13 protein-coding genes are annotated in these 14,425 nt (G+C 71.2%); 3 read left to right on the top strand and 10 right to left on the bottom strand.

Annotated features, from left to right (window positions below; translation table 11 throughout):
• Positions 1-62: 62 nt before the first annotated feature.
• Positions 63-1,217, bottom strand: coding sequence for an adenosine deaminase (locus IE252_RS38015; protein WP_190094061.1), 1,155 nt, complete (start codon positions 1,215-1,217; stop codon positions 63-65).
• Between the two features lie 114 nt (positions 1,218-1,331).
• On the opposite strand from IE252_RS38015, the gene IE252_RS38010 reads away from it, so the two are divergent.
• Positions 1,332-2,096: an alpha/beta hydrolase gene (locus tag IE252_RS38010; protein ID WP_190094060.1), complete on the top strand. Its 765-nt coding sequence runs from the start codon at positions 1,332-1,334 to the stop codon at positions 2,094-2,096.
• A gap of 24 nt (positions 2,097-2,120) precedes the next feature.
• Here IE252_RS38010 and IE252_RS38005 read toward each other — a convergent pair whose 3' ends face one another.
• Positions 2,121-3,101, bottom strand: coding sequence for a LysR family transcriptional regulator (locus tag IE252_RS38005; protein ID WP_190094059.1), 981 nt, complete (start codon positions 3,099-3,101; stop codon positions 2,121-2,123).
• A 35-nt stretch (positions 3,102-3,136) separates the two neighbouring features.
• Between IE252_RS38005 and IE252_RS38000 the strand changes: the two genes are divergently transcribed.
• Entirely contained in the window at positions 3,137-4,411 is a 1,275-nt protein-coding gene (locus IE252_RS38000) for an MFS transporter (RefSeq protein WP_190094058.1), read from the top strand.
• A gap of 93 nt (positions 4,412-4,504) precedes the next feature.
• Complete coding sequence (locus tag IE252_RS37995; protein ID WP_190094057.1) at positions 4,505-5,482, top strand: sigma-70 family RNA polymerase sigma factor; 978 nt, start codon at positions 4,505-4,507, stop codon at positions 5,480-5,482.
• A gap of 144 nt (positions 5,483-5,626) precedes the next feature.
• On the opposite strand, the gene IE252_RS37990 is transcribed toward IE252_RS37995, so the two are convergent.
• The 8 genes from IE252_RS37990 to IE252_RS37960 form a co-directional block, all read right to left on the bottom strand.
• On the bottom strand, positions 5,627-5,899 hold the full coding sequence (locus IE252_RS37990; RefSeq protein ID WP_190094056.1) for an STAS domain-containing protein: 273 nt from the start codon (positions 5,897-5,899) through the stop codon (positions 5,627-5,629).
• A 70-nt stretch (positions 5,900-5,969) separates the two neighbouring features.
• Positions 5,970-7,247 carry a thymidine phosphorylase gene (locus tag IE252_RS37985; protein ID WP_190094055.1) on the bottom strand — a complete coding sequence of 426 codons (1,278 nt, stop codon included), beginning with the start codon at positions 7,245-7,247 and terminating at the stop codon, positions 5,970-5,972.
• A 117-nt stretch (positions 7,248-7,364) separates the two neighbouring features.
• Positions 7,365-7,784, bottom strand: coding sequence for a cytidine deaminase (locus IE252_RS43640; RefSeq protein WP_268248459.1), 420 nt, complete (start codon positions 7,782-7,784; stop codon positions 7,365-7,367).
• Entirely contained in the window at positions 7,781-9,067 is a 1,287-nt protein-coding gene (locus IE252_RS43635; RefSeq protein ID WP_229849060.1) for an ABC transporter permease, read from the bottom strand. Before IE252_RS43635 ends, IE252_RS43640 begins: the two co-directional genes overlap by 4 nt.
• On the bottom strand, positions 9,064-10,185 hold the full coding sequence (locus IE252_RS37975; RefSeq protein ID WP_190094054.1) for an ABC transporter permease: 1,122 nt from the start codon (positions 10,183-10,185) through the stop codon (positions 9,064-9,066). The genes IE252_RS43635 and IE252_RS37975 overlap by 4 nt, the downstream gene beginning before the upstream one ends.
• Positions 10,182-11,717 (bottom strand): ABC transporter ATP-binding protein, encoded by a 1,536-nt coding sequence (locus IE252_RS37970; protein WP_373298679.1) that lies wholly within the window; start codon positions 11,715-11,717, stop codon positions 10,182-10,184. Before IE252_RS37970 ends, IE252_RS37975 begins: the two co-directional genes overlap by 4 nt.
• Positions 11,718-11,948: 231 nt before the next feature.
• The gene (locus IE252_RS37965) at positions 11,949-13,013 is read right to left on the bottom strand and encodes a BMP family lipoprotein (RefSeq protein WP_190094053.1); all 1,065 of its coding nucleotides are present in this window, start codon (positions 13,011-13,013) and stop codon (positions 11,949-11,951) included.
• Between the two features lie 140 nt (positions 13,014-13,153).
• Positions 13,154-14,386, bottom strand: a complete 1,233-nt coding sequence (locus IE252_RS37960) for an amidohydrolase (protein WP_190094082.1) — start codon at positions 14,384-14,386, stop codon at positions 13,154-13,156.
• Between the last annotated feature and the right edge of the window lie 39 nt (positions 14,387-14,425).

The following is a 14,425-nucleotide window of genomic DNA, read 5'->3' as shown; positions in this document are numbered from 1 at the left end:
CACGTGAAACCACGGAAAACGGCCGGGAATTGCTCCTCCCGGCCGTTCAGCGATTTATCCGATCAGCCCATGGGCGGGGTAGACCCGCTGGTCGCGGCGGTCTGCTTGAACAGCCATTCGGATTTCAGCTCGGCATAGCCGGGCTTGATGACGTCATTGATCATGGCGAGGCGTTCGTCGAAAGGAATGAACGCTGATTTCATCGCATTGACGGTGAACCACTGCATGTCGTCGAGCGTGTAGCCGAACGCCTCGGTCAGCCGCTCGAATTCCTCGCTCATGCTGGTGCCGCTCATCAGGCGGTTGTCGGTGTTCACGGTGGCCCGGAAGTGGAGCCGGCGCAGCAGCCCGATCGGGTGCTCGGCGTACGAAGCGGCGGCGCCGGTCTGGAGGTTGGACGTCGGGCACATCTCCAGCGGGATGCGCTTGTCCCGTACGTACGAGGCGAGCCGACCCAGCTTCACGGTGCCGTCCTCGGCGACCTCGATGTCGTCGATGATCCGCACCCCGTGGCCGAGCCGGTCGGCGCCGCACCACTGGAGCGCCTGCCAGATCGACGGCAGGCCGAAGGCCTCGCCCGCGTGGATGGTGAAGTGGTTGTTCTCGCGCTTGAGGTACTCGAACGCGTCCAGGTGGCGGGTGGGCGGGAAGCCCGCCTCGGCGCCCGCGATGTCGAAGCCGACGACGCCCGAGTCCCGGTAGGTGTTGGCGAGTTCGGCGATCTCCAGGGCGCGGGCGGCGTGCCGCATGGCGGTCAGGAGCGCGCCGACGCGGATCCGGTGCCCGTTGGCGCGGGCCCGCCGCTCGCCCTCCCGGAAGCCGTCGTTGACGGCCTCCACGACCTGCTGGAGCGTCAGCCCCTGCTCCAGGTGCTGCTCCGGCGCGTACCGCACCTCGGCGTAGACGACCCCGTCCTCGGCCAGGTCCTCGGCGCACTCGGCGGCGACGCGGAACAGCGCGTCGCGGGTCTGCATGACGGCGCAGGTGTGCGCGAAGGTCTCCAGATACCGCTCCAGGGAACCGGAGTCGGCGGCTTCCCGGAACCAGATGCCGAGCTTGTCGGCCTCGGTCTCGGGCAGACCGGTGTACCCGGTCTCTTGAGCGATCTCGATGATGGTGCCAGGACGCAGACCGCCGTCGAGGTGGTCGTGGAGCAGCACCTTCGGGGCGCGGCGGATCTGGTCCGTGGTCGGTACGTCGGTGGTCTGGCTCGTCATCTGCGCATGCTAGCCCCTACGCGCGTAGATCGCCGGGAGTCGCTCGGTTGCCGATACGTAACAGTGACCGCGCGGACGGGTGGAGTACACCTCGCCTTCTGAGACTGTTCTGTCATGGCACAGCATGCGACTTCCCTGCCTGCTGCCCGGCTCGGACGGCCCGTCGGTGCGAGCGGCGCCGGCTCCTCGGTCGGCGGTGTGGTGCTGGTGCTGCCGGACGGCGACCCCGTCTCGGCGCGCCGCCCTTCGCCCGTCTCGTACGCCTCGGCACTGCCGTTGGCCCGCCGGCTCGCCCGGGCGGGGCGGGACGACGGACTCGTGGCGCACCTCGTCCGCTACCGGGGGCGCGGCTGGAACGGCGGCGACGCGCGGCTCGCGGCGGACGCCGAGTGGGCCGCCGAAGAGGTGGTGCGGCGGTACGGGGACGTGCCCGTGTGCCTCGCCGGGCACGGGATGGGCGGGCGGGCGGCGCTGCGGGCGGCGGGACACTCGGCCGTCAACTGCGTGCTCTCGCTGGCGCCTTGGCTGCCGGAGGAGGACGTGGCGGCCGAGCCGGAGCCGGTGAAGCAGCTCGTGGGGCGGCGGGTGCTGATAGTCCACGGCACCAACGACGCCCGCAGCGACCCGGAGTTGTCATTCCGGCTCGCCGCGCGCGCCAAGAAGACCAACCGCGACACCTGCCGCTTCGAGGTCCACTCGGACGGGCACAGCCTGCGCCAGCACCGGGCCGAAGTCCTGGCGCTGGCGGCCGACTTCGTGAAGGGGTCGCTCTTCACACACCCGTACGCGCGTCCGGTCGCCGACGCCCTGGCCGCGCCGCCGCCGCTGGGGCTGCGGATGCCGCTGGCGGCGGGATTCGGGAAGTCGCTGCACGTGTGAGCGCAGCCGTCGATCCCGTACGGCTCACTCCGGCAGCAACTGCCCCCGCCGGGACAGCAGGAACGCCTTGAAGGCGGCCACCGGCGGGGTGTCCGGGTGGCCGTCCAGCCAAGCCACGCCGATCTCGCGGGCCGCGCGCGGCGCCGTCACCGTCAGCTCCACGACGCCCGGGCGGGCGAACGCGGGCGGCGGCAGCAGGGCCACGCCCAGGCCCGCCGCCACCAGGCCGCGCAGGGTCTCCGCCTCCTCGCCCTCGAAGGCGACCCTCGGCGTGAACCCGGCCTGCGCGCACAGGTCGTCCGTGATGCGCCGCAGTCCGTAGCCGGGCTCCAGGGTCACGAACGTCTCGTCGGCGGCCTCCGCGAGCCGGACCCGCTTGCGGGCCGCGAGGCGGTGGTCGTCGGGGACGACGAGCCGCAGCCGCTGCTCGTCCAGACGCCGGGCCACGAGGTCGGGCGCGTCGGGCACCGGCGAGGTGAGGCAGAGGTCGAGGTCGCCCGCGCGCAGCCGCTCGATCATCGCCTCGCCGTAGTTCTGCACCAGCGTGAAGCGCACCCGGGGGTGGGTGACCCGGAAGGCCCGGATGAGGGCGGGCACGGTCTCGGAGCCCATGGTGTGCAGGAAGCCGAAGGCGACCTTGCCGGTGGCCGGGTCGGCGTCGGCCCGCACCGACTCGGCGGCCCGCTCGACCCCGTCCAGGGCGCGCTCGGCCGAGGCGAGGAAGGTGCGCCCGGCCGGGGTGAGCGAGACCGTACGGCCCTTGCGGGCGAACAGGGCGACGCCGAGGTCCTCTTCGAGCCGGACCATGGCCCGCGAGAGCGTCGGCTGGGGCACCCCGAGCTCCTGCGCCGCGCGCGTGACGTGCTCGTGGCGGGCGACCGCGGCGAAGTACGCCAGGCGGGGCGCGAGCACCGTGACAATGTCTTCTTCGTTACTGTTCAATGACAGACACCCGCCTGAGCTGTGCTTATGCGTACACGCATCAATTATGCGCGCTCGATGCATTGGACGCATAAATCTGCCGGGCCTACGGTCGAGACATGCCTCCTGCCAGTACCGGGGCACCCACCACCGTGGGTGCCTCCACCGCGCCGTCCCCCGACCAGCTCTTCCCGGGCGCTCCCGGCTACCGCCGGATGAGCTTCGCGCTCTTCGCCGCCGGGGTCGCGACCTTCGCCCTCCTCTACTCCACCCAGGCCCTTCTCCCGCTGATCTCGGACGACTTGGGGGTGTCGGCCTCCGCGGCGAGCTGGACCGTGTCAGCGGCGACCGGCGCGCTGGCGCTGTGCGTACTGCCGCTGAGCGCGCTGTCCGAGCGGTTCGGCCGGTCCCGGATGATGACGGTCTCCCTGGTTGTGGCGGTCGCCGTGGGGCTGCTGGTCCCGTTCGCGCCGAACGTGAGCTGGCTGGTGGCGCTGCGGGCGGTGCAGGGCGCGGCGCTCGCCGGGCTGCCCGCCTCCGCGATGGCCTATCTCGCGGAGGAGGTGCGGCCCAAGGCGCTGGTCGCGGCGATCGGCCTGTTCGTGGCGGGCAACTCCATCGGCGGCATGAGCGGCCGGATCCTCACCGGCTGGGTGGCCCAGGCGTGGGGCTGGCGCGCGGCGCTGGCGGCGGTCGGGCTGCTCGCCGCCGGGTGCGCGGTGGCGTTCCGGCTGCTGCTCCCCCGCTCCCGCCACTTCAAGGCCGCGCCCCTGGACCCGCGGGCCCTCGCGGCCACCGTGCGCGGCCACCTCGCGGACCCGCTGCTCGTCCGCCTGTACGCGATCGGCGCGCTCTTCATGACGGTGTTCGGCGCCGTCTACACGGTGATCGGCTACCGGCTCACCGCCGCGCCCTTCCACCTCCCGCAGGGCGTGGTCGGCTCGATCTTCCTGGTCTACCTGGTCGGTACGGTCTCCTCGGCCGCGGCCGGACAGCTGGTCGCCCGGCTCGGCCGCCGGGGCGCGCTCTACCTGGCCGTCTCGACCACGACCGCCGGTCTGGTGCTGAGCCTGCTCGACACGCTGGCGGCGGTCCTGGCGGGCCTGGTGCTGATCACCGCGGGCTTCTTCGCGGGCCACGCGGTGGCCTCCTCCTCGGTGAGCCGCACCGCGAAGACGGGCCGCGCCCAGGCGTCGGCGCTCTACCAGTCCGCGTACTACCTGGGCAGCAGCGCCGGCGGCACGCTCGGCGCGATCGCCTTCCACGCGGGCGGCTGGCCCGCCACGGTCCTGCTCGGCCTGCTCGCGGTCCTCGGCGTCGTCTCGGTGACGCTGTACGGCAGCCACGCCGCCCGGGTCGAACGGCGCTTCGCCACGACCCACGCGACCTGCTGAAACGCCACCACGGGGCGCGATTGTCAGTGGCCTCCGGTAGCTTCCGAAGGGCTGGGGCACGGAAAAGCGCACGGTCGATCTGGGGTGGACGCGATGAGTGATCTGTCAACGGCGACGGACCTGGACTCCCGCCTGGAGAAGCACCGGGTCGAGCTGACGGGGTACTGCTACCGGATGCTCGGCTCGGCCTTCGAGGCGGAGGACGCGGTGCAGGACACGCTGGTCCGCGCCTGGCGGAGCTACGAGAAGTTCGAGGGCCGCTCGTCCCTGCGGTCCTGGCTGTACCGGATCGCGACCAACGTCTGCCTGGACATGCTCACCGCCAGCGGCAAGCGGGCCCGCCCGATGGACCTCACGGCCCCGCAGACGGCCTCCTCGGCCGTGCTGCGCTCGCGGCCGGAGGTGACCTGGCTGGAGCCGGTGCCGGACGCGCGGGTGCTGCCGACGGCGGTGGACGACCCGGCCGAGACGGCGGTCGCGCGCGAGAGCGTGCGGCTCGCCTTCGTGGCTGCCCTCCAGCATCTGCCGCCCAAGCAGCGGGCGGTGCTCATCCTGCGCGAGGTGCTCGCGTGGAAGGCCAGCGAGGTGGCCGAGCTGCTCGGCACGACGGTGGCGTCGGTCAACAGCGCGCTCCAGCGGGCGCGTTCGACGCTGGCGGAGTCGGAGCCGCGCGCCTCGGACGCGGCGGACCCGCTCGACGAGGAGCAGCAGAAGCTCCTGGCCCGCTATGTGGCGGCGTTCGAGGGGTACGACATGTCGGCCCTGACGTCCCTGCTGCACGAGGACGCGACGCTGTCGATGCCGCCGTACGACCTGTGGCTGCGGGGCCCCGAGGACATCGTGGCGTGGCATCTCGGTACGGGTCATGGGTGCCGGGGGTCACGTCTGGTGCCGACGGTGGCCAACGGCACGCCCGCGTTCGGGCAGTACCGGCCCGGCCCTGGCGGGCGGCATGAGCCGTGGGCGCTTCAGGTCGTGGAGATCGCGGACGGGAAGATAGTCGGGCTCAACGCGTTCTTGGACACGGCGCGTTGGTTCCCGATGTTCGGGTTGCCGGACGGGCTTTCGTAGGAACAGTGCGGCCCGGTGGTGGGCTGGTCGCGCAGTTCCCCGCGCCCCTTAGGCAGTAGGCCGCAGCCGGAGAATCCAGCTCAGCCACAGGCTTTTAGGGGCGCGGGGAACTGCGCGACCAGCCACCCACCCGCAGACGAACGACTACTCCACCAGACCCGCAAGGTGCAGCAGCGCCACCAACCCCGGCCCCGCGTTCCGTATCGACAGGTGGCCGCCCGCCCGGCGCGCGGTCAGGCGGAGGCGGGCCACCGCCTCCACCGCCGCCAGGTCGGCCCTGACCACCTCCCGCAGGTCGCACACCACCTCCCGCGCCCCCGCCGCGTACAGCTCCCGCAGCCGCTCGCACAGCGCGGGTACGTCGGCGAGGGTGACGGGGGCGGGGACGACCAGGTGGGCCGGTTCGGTGGGCTTCACACGCAGACAGACCCGCCCCGGCCGGGAAAGTCATCGGCCGGGTGCGGGTCTGCGGGGTGGCGCGGAGGCGTCAGGCGATCCGGTCGAGGACGATCGGGTTCGCGGTGAACGAGGTGCCCGCCGGAGCGATGTCGTACGAGCCGCCCAGCGTCTGGAGGGCGTACTCGAACTTCTCCGGCGTGTCCGTGTGCAGGGTCAGCAGCGGCTGACCCGCCGTCACCGTGTCGCCCGGCTTGGCGTGCAGCTCGACGCCCGCGCCCGCCTGCACCGGGTCCTCCTTGCGCGCCCGGCCGGCGCCCAGGCGCCAGGCGGCGACGCCGATGTCGTACGCGTCGAGGCGGGTCAGCACGCCCGACTGCGGGGCGGTGACGACGTGCTGCTCGCGGGCGACCGGCAGGGTCGCGTCCGGGTCGCCGCCCTGGGCCGCGATCATCCGGCGCCAGACGTCCATGGCCGAGCCGTCGGCGAGCGCCTTCTCAGGGTCGGCGTCCTTGATCCCGGCCGCGTCCAGCATCTCGCGGGCCAGCGCCAGGGTGAGGTCGACGACGTCCTGGGGGCCGCCGCCCGCGAGGACCTCGACGGACTCGCGCACTTCCAGGGCGTTGCCCGCGGTGAGGCCCAGCGGGGTGGACATGTCGGTGAGCAGCGCGACGGTCTTGACGCCGCTGTCGGTGCCGAGCGCGACCATGGTGGAGGCGAGCTCGCGGGCGTCCTCGATGGTCTTCATGAAGGCGCCGGTGCCGACCTTGACGTCGAGGACCAGCGAGCCGGTGCCCTCGGCGATCTTCTTCGACATGATGGACGAGGCGATCAGGGGGATCGCCTCGACCGTGCCGGTCACGTCGCGCAGCGCGTACAGCTTCTTGTCGGCCGGGGCCAGGCCGTCGCCCGCCGCGCAGATGACCGCGCCGGTGGTGTCCAGGACGTTCAGCATCTCCTCGTTGGAGAGCAGCGCGCGCCAGCCGGGGATGGACTCCAGCTTGTCCAGGGTGCCGCCGGTGTGGCCGAGGCCCCGGCCGGACAGCTGCGGCACGGCCGCGCCGCACGCGGCGACCAGCGGGGCGAGCGGCAGCGTGATCTTGTCGCCGACGCCGCCGGTGGAGTGCTTGTCGGCGGTGGGGCGCGAGAGCGCGTCGAAGTTCATGCGCTCGCCGGACGCGATCATCGCGGCGGTCCAGCGGGCGATCTCCGTACGGTTCATGCCGTTGAGCAGGATCGCCATGGCGAGTGCCGACATCTGCTCGTCGGCGACCACGCCGCGGGTGTAGGCGTCGATGACCCAGTCGATCTGCTCCGGGCTCAGCTCGCCCCGGTCTCGCTTGGTGCGGATGACGGAGATGACGTCCATGGCATTCCTTCCGGCAAGTGCGGTTCGTCCGTACGGTATACGCGACTCTACGCGCATAGAGAGGGGTGACGGGTGCGGCCCCTCCTTCGCCGGTCGGCAACGGAGGGGCCGCGGTGGTTACTTGAGCGACTGCCTGAGGTGGTCGGGCCCGAAGGCCTGCGGCAGCATCGCGGAGAGCGGCAGGATCCCCTCCGGGGTCTCCACCAGCAGCTCCGGTCCGCCGTGCTCGTACAGCAGCTGGCGGCAGCGGCCGCAGGGCACCAGCACCGTGCCGTGGCCGTCGACGCACACGAAGTGCGTCAGCCGGCCGCCGCCGCCGAGCCGCAGCGCCGAGACGAGCCCGCACTCGGCGCACAGCGCCAGGCCGTACGAGGCGTTCTCGACGTTGCAGCCGGTGACCGTGCGCCCGTCGTCGACGAGCGCCGCCGCGCCGACCGGGTAGTCCGAGTACGGGGCGTACGCCCGGGACATGGCGTCCCGGGCCGCCTCGCGCAGGGCTTCCCAGTCGACGGAGGTGCCGGGGGCGTCCGGCGTCACTTGCCCTGGCCCTTGCGGTAGCGCATGCCGTCGGCCTTGGGCATCCGCAGGCGCTGCGCGGAGAGCGAGAGCACGAGCAGCGTGACCACGTACGGCGTGGCGCCGACGAAGTCGCCGGGCACGTCGTCGGTGACCAGGTACCAGACCAGGATCGCGGCGGCCAGGACCGCGCTGATGACGGCCTGGAGCACGGCCTTCTTGTACGCCTTCCAGGCGGCCAGGGCGACCAGCAGGACGACGAGCAGGAGCAGCAGGGCGTGGACGGTGGTGCCGCCGTTGCGCAGCTGGAGCGCGTCGGAGAAGCCGAACAGGCCGGCGCCCATGGCGAGTCCGCCCGGCCGCCAGTTACCGAAGATCATCGCGGCGAGACCGATGTAGCCGCGGCCGCCGGTCTGGCCCTCCAGGTAGATGTGCGAGGTGACGAGCGCCAGGAACGCGCCGCCGAGACCGGCGAGGCCGCCGGAGATCGCGACCGCCGCGTACTTGTACGTGTACACGTTGACGCCGAGGGACTCGGCGGCGATCGGGTTCTCGCCGCAGGAGCGCAGCCGCAGGCCGAACGCGCTCTTCCACAGCACCCACCAGGTGCCCACGAAGAGCAGCACGGCGATGACGGTGACCCAGGAGACGTCGGTGACCAGGCCGCCGAGGATCCCGGCGAGGTCGGAGATCAGGAACCAGTGGTGCTTCTGGATCGACTCCAGGCCCGAGGACAGGCCCGGGATCGTGAAGTCGGGCAGGGTGTCGGCGGGCGGCGACTGCTTGGGGTTGCCGCCCTTGGCCGCCGCGTCGCCCTCGTTGAAGAAGAGCTTCGCCATGTACTGCGTGGCGCCGAGCGCGAGCAGGTTGACGGCCACACCGGAGACGATGTGGTCGACGCCGAAGGTGACGGTGGCGACCGCGTGGACGAGGCCGCCCAGCACGCCGAAGCCGATGCCGGCGAGCAGGCCGAGCCAGGGGCTGGACTGCCAGCCGACCCAGCCGGCGCCGAACGTGCCGAGGATCATCATGCCTTCGAGGCCGATGTTGACCACGCCGGCCCGCTCCGACCACAGGCCGGCGAGGCCCGCCAGGCCGATCGGCACCGCGAGGCCGAGGGCGGCGCTGATCTGGCCGGTGGAGGTCAGCTGGTCGGCGCCGGTGATCACGCGCACGGCGGAGACCAGGATCAGCGCGCCCGCGATGATCAGCAGGAGCTGCGCCAGGGAGAACTTGCGCTTGGCGTTGCCCTTGAGCCCGGCGGGGGGCGGCGGGGTCTTGGCGGGGGTCGTCGTGACGCTCATGCCGTCACCTCCTGCTTCTTGGCGGCCTGGGCCGCGAGCTCGGCGCCGACGCGCTGCTGCTGGCGCTTGAGGCCGTAGCGGCGGACGACTTCGTACGCGATCACGACGCACAGGACGATGACGCCCTGGATCACGCCGAGGATCTCCTTGTCGTAGCCGATCACTTCGAAGTGGCCGGTGGTGCGCTCCAGGTAGCCCCAGACCAGCGCGGCGAGCGCGACGCCCACCGGGTGGTTGCGGCCGAGCAGCGCGACGGCGATGCCGGTGAAGCCGAGGCCCAGCGGGAAGCTGTTGTCGAACTGGTGGCTGTCGTTGAGCAGCGTCGGCAGACCGACCAGACCGGCCACCGCACCCGAGATGATCATGCTGGTGATGATCATCTTCTTGACGTTGGCACCGCTGGCCGCGGCCGCGGACTCGGACTGGCCGACGGCCCGCAGGTCGAAGCCGAAGCGGGTGCGGCCGAGCACGAACCAGTAGGCGAGGCCCACGAGCACCGCGATGACGACGAAGCCCCAGATCTGGCCGGCGTCACCGTTGTCGATACTGAAGAACCAGGAGCTGTGCGGCAGCGGCTTGGTGGAGACGAGCGTGCCCGCCTGGTCGAGCTGGCCGAGCCGCTCGGGCTGGAGCAGATAGGCGATGATCGCGGTCGCGATGGCGTTCAGCATGATGGTCGAGATGACCTCGCTGACGCCCCGGGTGACCTTGAGGACACCCGCGATGGCCGCCCACAGGGCGCCCGTCACCATCGCCGCGAGGATCATCAGCGGGATGGCGACGATGCCCGGCAGCGAGACCGCGCCGCCGATGACGGCGGCGAGGAAGGCCGCGATGCGGTACTGGCCGTCCACACCGATGTTGAAGAGGTTCATCCGGAAGCCGACGGCCACCGCGATGCCCGCGAGGTAATACGTCGTCGCCTTGTTCAGGATGTAGACCTGGCTGTCGCTGGCGGAGCCGTACGACAGCATGTCGTTGAACGCGGGCATCGGGTTCTTGCCGGTGGCCAGGATGACCAGGGCGGTGACGACGAGCGCCGCCACCACCGCGAGCACGGGGGCCGCGATCGCGAGGAGCAGCTTCTCCTTGTCGATGCGCTGGGTGAACTTTTTCATCGGTCCTCTCCCCCGGTGCTGTCGTGGTGCTCCAGATGGCCGGCGGCGGCGCCGGTCATGGCGGAGCCCAGCTCCTCAGGGGTGATCGTGGCGGGGTCGGCGTCGGCGACCAGGCGGCCGCGGTACATCACCCGCAGGGTGTCGGACAGGCCGATCAGCTCGTCCAGGTCGGCGGAGATCAGCAGCACCGCGAGGCCCTCGCGGCGGGCCGTGCGGATCTGGTCCCAGATCTGCGCCTGTGCGCCCACGTCCACGCCCCGGGTGGGGTGCGCGGCGATCAGGAGCTTGGGGTTGTGGCTCATCTCGCGGCCGACGATCAGCTTCTGCTGGTTGCCACCGGAGAGCGAGGCCGCGGTGACCTCGATGCCCGGGGTGCGCACGTCGTACTCGCGCACGATGCGCTCGGTGTCCGCCCGCGCGGCCTTGTTGTCGAGCAGCCCGCCCTTGGAGTTGGGGCGCTCGGTGACGTGGCCGAGGACGCGGTTCTCCCAGAGGGGGGCCTCCAGGAGCAGGCCGTGGCGGTGGCGGTCCTCGGGGATGTACCCGATGCCGCCCTCGCGGCGCTTGCGGGTGGGCGCGTGCGAGATGTCGGTGGCGTCGAGGGTGATGACACCGCCGTCCGGGTCGCGCATGCCCATGATGGCCTCGACGAGCTCGGCCTGGCCGTTGCCCTCGACGCCGGCGATGCCGAGCACCTCGCCCTTGTGGATGGTGAAGGAGACTCCGGAGAGCACCTCGCGGACCACGCCGTCGGGGTCGGTGGCGGCCAGCCGCAGCTCGTCCACCTTGAGCATCGGCACGTCGGTGACGGTCGACTCGCGGGTCTCCGGGGACGGGAGCTCGCTGCCGACCATCAGCTCGGCGAGCTGCTTGGTGGTGGTGTTCTTCGGGTCGGCGGTGCCGACCGTGGTGCCGCGCCGGATGACGGTGATGTCGTCGGCGACCGAGAGCACCTCGCCCAGCTTGTGGGAGATGAAGATGACGGTCAGGCCCTCGGCCTTGAGCTCGCGCAGGTTGTCGAAGAGCGCCTCGACCTCCTGCGGGACCAGGACGGCCGTCGGCTCGTCGAGGATGAGGGTGCGGGCGCCGCGGTAGAGGACCTTGAGGATCTCCACGCGCTGGCGGTCGGCGACACCCAGGTCCTCGACCATGGCGTCGGGACGGACGCCCAGGCCGTACGCGTCCGAGATCTCCTTGATCTTCTTACGGGCCTTGGCGCCGATGCCGTACAGCTTCTCGCCGCCGAGAACGACGTTCTCCAGGACGGTGAGGTTGTCGGCGAGCATGAAGTGCTGGTGCACCATGCCGATCCCGCGCGCGATGGCGTCGGCGGGGCTGTGGAAGACCGCCTGCTCGCCGTCGACGGTGATGGTTCCCTCGTCCGGCTTCTGCATGCCGTAGAGGATCTTCATCAGGGTCGACTTGCCGGCACCGTTCTCACCGCAGAGGGCATGGACGGTGCCCTTCTTGACGGTGATGTCGATGTCCTTGTTGGCGACGACGCCGGGGAATCGTTTGGTGATGCCGCGCAGTTCGACGGCGGGAGGGCTGGACGCGTTGATGGCGCACTCTCCTACGAGAAGGAGGGGGTGGGGGCAGAGGGCGTGGTGACGCTAGCGCGCCAACTCCCGCCTACGCGCGTAGAGTTGACACATCGTTATGGGCTCGGCGGGGAGGGGGCTCTCCCTCCCCGCCGAGCCCGTCACTGCTTCAGTGCCGTGACGCGGTCCGGCCCCCGCGAGGGGGCCGGGTCACGGCCCGGATCACGGGGTCGTCTTGACCTTGATCTGGCCGTCGACGATCTTCTTCTTGGCCTCGTCGAGCTTGGGCTTGATGTCGTCGATGAAGCCGCCGCTGGTGGCGAGGGACACGCCGTCCTTGGCCAGCGGGTAGCTGTTGGTGCCGGTCAGCGGCTTGCCGTCCTTGACGGACTTGACCAGGTCGTAGACGCCGATGTCGACGTTCTTGACGACCGAGGTCAGGATCGAGGCCTTGTACTTGGCCAGCGACGCCTGGTTGTACTGGTCGGAGTCGACGCCGATCGCCCAGGCGCCCTTCTTGCCCGCGACGGCCTCGATGGCGCCGTTGCCGGAGGAGCCGGCCGCCGTGTAGATGACGTCGGCGCCGTTGTCGAGCATGCCCTGCGCTGCGGCCTTGCCCTTGTCGGGGCTGGCGAAGCCGGAGGTGTCCGAGCCGTGCGACAGGTACTGCGGGTCGACCTTGACGCCCGGCTTGGTGTCCTTGACGCCCTGGACGAAGCCCGCCTCGAACTTCTTGATGAGCGGAACGTCCACGCCACCGATGAAGCCGACGTGGTCGGTCTTCGTCTTCAGGGCGGCGGCGACGCCGGCCAGGTAGGAGCCCTGCTCCTCGGTGAAGACGATGTTGTCGACGTTGTTGGCGCCCTCGACGACCGAGTCGACGATGCCGAAGCTGGTCTTCGGGAACTTGGCGGCGACCTGCTTCATCGAGTTGGCGTAGGCGTAGCCGATGCCGATGACCGGGTTGTAGCCCGCCTGGGCCAGCTGGGTGAGGCGCTCGACGCGGTCGGCCTCGGTGTCGGTCGTCTTGGCCGTCAGCTCCTTGATCTCACCGCCGAACTCCGCCTTGGCCTTGTCGATGCCGCGCGCGGCGGAGTCGTTGAACGAGTGGTCGCCACGGCCGCCGACGTCGTACGCGACACCGACCTTGACGCCCTTGCCGCCCGCGCTGGACGACGAGGAGGTGTCCTTGTCCTTCTCGGAGGAGGTGCTGCCACACGCGGTGGCGGAAAGCGCGAGCGCGGCGGTGGCGATACCGGCCGCAGCGATCTTGGATACCCGGCGCACGAGGAGGTCCCTTCAAAACGAACCGAGAGCGCCCCTACCGGCGCTGGTTTCGCGTCGGATCGTAACGCGCGTAGATGTCGCGTAAAGACCTGTTCGGAAGCCGTTATCGAATCGCCGCGAACAGAGGATGAAGTGTCCGGTTACGAACGGTGTCCTTCCAGCAGCGCTGCGGCAGTGAAGAGCTCCACACCGACCTTGATGGCCGCCTCATCGGCGTCGAAATCACCCCGATGCAGGTCAAGACGGGCGTTGGACCCCGGAGTGCGCACGCCGAGCCGGGCCATCGCGCCCGGCACGTGCTCCAGGTACCAGGAAAAGTCCTCGCCACCCAGACTCTGCTCGGTGTCCTCGATCGCGACGGCCCCTCGGCGCGCCGTCTGAGCCTCGCGCAGGAGTTCGGCCACCGCCGGATCGTTGACGACCGGCGGCACGCCGCGGACGTAGTTGATCTCGGACTTCGCGCCGTGCAGAGTGGCCACCTCGTCGATCGCGGCGTGCACCTTGTCGGGCGCGTCGCGCCAGGCGTCCAGGTCCAGGCAGCGCACGGTTCCGGCCAGCTCCGCGCGCATCGGGATGACGTTGCAGGCGTGCCCGGCGTCGATGCGGCCCCAGGTGACGGCGAGCCCGGCGCGGGCGTCGATCCGGCGGGCGAGCAGCGCGGGCACGTCGACGGCCACCCGGGCGGCCGCGGTGACCATGTCGGTGGTCAGGTGCGGGCGGGCGGTGTGGCCGCCGGGCCCGTCCAGGGTGATCTCCAGCCGGTCGCAGGCCGAGGTGATCGGCCCGGCCCGCAGCCCGATCCGGCCCGCGTCGACGCGCGGGTCGCAGTGCACCGCGATGATCCTGCCCACGCCGTCCAGCGCGCCGGAGCGGATCGCGTCGGTGGCGCCGCCGGGCAGCACCTCCTCGGCGGGCTGGAAGACCAGCCGGACCGGGTTCGGCAGCAGGCCCTGGCGGTCGAGCTCGGCCAGCACCAGACCGGTGCCGAGCACGGTGGTGGTGTGGATGTCGTGGCCGCAGGCATGCGCCCGATCGGGGACGGTCGAGCGGTACGGCGTGTTGACTTTGGCGTCCGGGATCGGCAGGGCGTCGATGTCCGCCCTGATCGCCAGCATGGGCCGTCCCCCCTTCCAGGTGCCGACATCGCACAGGAGTCCGGTCCCGCTGTCGAGGACCCGGGGCTTGAGCCCGGCCGCCTCCAGCCGCTTCTTGATCGCCGCGGTGGTGCGGTACTCCTGGTTTCCCAGCTCGGGGTGCATGTGCAAGTCCCGGCGGAAGGCGATGAGTTCGGCGCCCAGGGGCTCGGGGAGCAACCCGGGCAGTGGGGCTTCCCCGGGCAGATCGGCTTCGGGTTCGTCGGAGGCGCGCGACATCAACTGGTTCACCTGTTGAAGAGTAGGCCCCTTCAAGGG

The organism is Streptomyces melanogenes (assembly GCF_014649795.1).
GTDB lineage: Bacteria > Actinomycetota > Actinomycetes > Streptomycetales > Streptomycetaceae > Streptomyces > Streptomyces noboritoensis.
Note: the sequence above shows the minus strand (reverse complement) of the source record. Positions and strands in the feature narration are given on the sequence as shown.